The following is a 2,931-nucleotide window of genomic DNA, read 5'->3' on the forward strand; positions in this document are numbered from 1 at the left end:
CGACGGCCCGGCCGAGCTGAAGGGATTGAAGGGCAAGGAGGCGCTCGACAAGATCGCATTCAAGCTGCCGTTCGCCAATGTGACGCCGTATGTGGTGATTGCGTTCATGCTGCTGGTCGTGGTGCTTATGTGCTTCTCCGCAAGCTATCGCATCGCCGTGATCGCCGGCGTCATCTGGCTGGCGGTGCTGTTCGCCGCCGCCCAGCTCACACTTGGCAAGTCCGGCAGCGAGCGTGGCGAGGACGCGGCGGTGATTGTCGACGCGGCTGCCGCAACCGCTGAGTAATCGCAAGAAACACAAAACGGCCTCCTCTTCCGGCTTTTGTTACCCGAATCGGCTGGTTACGGTAACAAAAGCCGGATGGGAATGCCGTTTTTGCGATTAGACGGGGCGATTAGACCGGCGCGACCAGACCGACGGCCTCAGTCAGCGGTGCCGTCGGGGGTGACGGGCTCGGCGGACTCGACGGGGGCGGTATGGTCGGTCAGGTCCAGACGGAACGGCTGCGCGGGCAGGCCGTCGTCGTTGAACAGCGGAGCCGGACCCCAACTGCGCCAGGCGTATCGCATCGCCATCGGCTCCGGCACATCCGGAGTCGCCAGCGTAATCGTGCCGATGCTGCGGCTGTTGACCGGAATACCGAATTCGGTGGCGTTGTAATCGACCACGTTCACTCTGGAATTGACGAGGTCGTCGATGTCGCAATCCACGAAAATCGCCGCGGTGGCAGGATGGAACACACCATCGGCGCCCGCAAGCTCGAAACCGGAGCTCTCCGGCGAACGCACCAACGAAGGCAGCTCGGCAACGGAAGCATCGCCCCTGCTGCCGGGCGTAGTGCCATCGAAATGCAAACCGTGCGCGTAACGGAAGAACAGCCGCACGCGACCGTTCGGATCGCAACGGAAGCCCAGCACCGTCGGCCCGTACACGGGAATGCGGGACATGCCGTACACCTGCCTCAACGCGCAATCGGCAAGGCGTTCGCCCGGAGTGCGCTTGTCGACGGGGTGGATGTTGTCATACTCGCCACAATCGATGGTGCAGATGACATACACGTTGTCGATGGACTGCGCCGCATCCCATTGGGCCTCACGCAGCACCGGCCACAGCATCGGATCGCCTTCGGTCTCGTCCACCTTCTTGTCGATCCATTGCGGCAGCTGCACGATGAGGAACGGCAGATTCTCGCTCCACAGCGCACGCCATTCGCCAATCATCATGCCCAGCAATTCACGGTAGAAACCGCAGTATTGCTCGTCTTCCTCGCCCTGATACCACAGAAAACCGGCCAGCGAATACGGCATGATACGTTCCAGCATGGCGTGGAAAGGCCCGGACGGACGCCACTGCGACGTGGGCGTGAGCGGCGGCGGCCACGGGCATGCGCCGAACTGTTCGTTCAACTTTTCCTGCGCAATATCCGGATCGGCTTCGCGCGCGGCAGCGACATTCGCATTCCACTCGTCGACTTGCGATTCCCAGTCGCTGGTTTCCAAATCGAACTGCTGTTGCGTCTTGCCGGCGATCGCCCGCTGGTAACGCGTCAAGTAATCGCGGCCGGCACCGCTGGAATTCAGCGCGTCCTCGCTCATCCAGCACGTAATCGAAGTGCCGCCGATATAGCAGTCAACAATGCCAATCGGCAGATCGGAGTCGAGTTCGGCGCGTAGTTTACGTGCGAAATAGTAAGCGACCGCACTCATCACACCACTGTTTTCCGGCGATGATTCCTGCCAGCTCGCCGCATTCTCCGCATTGCGATTGATGACACCGGTTTTCGGCACATTGTAGAAACGCAGCAGCGGATCGGCGCAATCCTCAAGTGCTTCGTCGGCATGCTCGCTGTTACGCAACTCAAGTTCCATATTGCTTTGGCCGCCGGCGAGCCACACTTCGCCGATAAGCACGTCGTCGAATTCGATGGCATCATTGCCCGCGATGATACGAAGCGTGTACGGACCACCTTCCGGTTGCGCGGGCAGCATCACGCGCCACTGCGAAAAGCCGTTGACCACGTTCTGCGAAGAATAAGCATGTTCCTGCGCGATCAGGGAGCCGTCAAAGTCGTGTATTTCCGCCACAACCTCCATACCGGCGCAATCGGCAGCCAATGCGCCGAACACCGCAATGGGCTTGTTGCGTTGCAATACCATGTGCGAGGCGAAAATCGAGGCGATATGCAGCACGCCCAAGACATTACGCTCCTCCACCTGCTCCATCTGCGCCGTCATTTCGGAACCAGGCGCAATCCCCGTCGCAGTGACCATTGCTTCAGCTTCCTCATCAAACAATCCTATGTGCCTATCCTAAGCCACTTTCCTACCAAAATGCGTGAAGCGTCACCTAAATAAGCACATGCCTGCCCGCACAAACGTCATTTTCAGCGATCGAAACGTCGCTTCGGTAGGGACTTAATCGCAATTCCCAACGGAAACAACATTCCAACGGCCCGAAACGTCGCTTCCGTAGGAGTTTCTCAGGAAAGGTATCACGATTGCGCCGCGACGAATTTTTTACGATTTCGCGGCTCACTTTGTGGACTGGATACGTACCAAAACGGCCGCTCCGGTAGGATGGACCCCAGTTTGCAGGACAAAATCCATGCACGAAACCACGAATTTCATCTGCGAATGGTAGAAACCCGAACGCTTTCCAAGCGTTCACCCCACTACACAAAAGGAGTGCCAAGTACAATGGCTGCACAAATCTGGTATGAGAACGATGGAGATCTCTCGGTCCTCGAAGGCAAGAAGGTTGCCATCATCGGTTACGGTTCCCAGGGCCATGCCCATGCGCTGAACCTGCGCGATTCCGGCGTCGACGTCGTCGTCGGCCTGCGCCCGACCTCCAAGTCTGTCGAGCACGCCAAGGAGCAGGGTCTGGAAGTCAAGTCCGTTCCGGAAGCCGCCGCTGAAGCCGACATCATC

The 2,931-nt window shown here is 59.0% G+C and carries 2 protein-coding genes and 1 pseudogene; 2 read left to right on the forward strand and 1 reads right to left on the reverse strand.

What is annotated here, in order from left to right:
• Positions 1–286 (forward strand): annotated as a pseudogene (locus ACR0P8_RS09170) (aromatic amino acid transporter AroP); the annotation flags it as partial.
• Positions 287–423: 137 nt separating this feature from the next.
• On the opposite strand, the gene ACR0P8_RS09175 reads toward ACR0P8_RS09170, so the two are convergent.
• Complete coding sequence (locus tag ACR0P8_RS09175) at positions 424–2,271, reverse strand: sialate O-acetylesterase (protein ID WP_432624770.1); 1,848 nt, start codon at positions 2,269–2,271, stop codon at positions 424–426.
• 426 nt (positions 2,272–2,697) lie between these two features.
• Between ACR0P8_RS09175 and ACR0P8_RS09180 the strand changes: the two genes are divergently transcribed.
• The coding region (locus tag ACR0P8_RS09180; RefSeq protein WP_432624771.1) for an NAD(P)-dependent oxidoreductase at positions 2,698–2,931 on the forward strand (234 nt) is incomplete at its 3' end.

Source organism: Bifidobacterium sp. (genome assembly GCF_050874245.1).
GTDB lineage: Bacteria > Actinomycetota > Actinomycetes > Actinomycetales > Bifidobacteriaceae > Bifidobacterium.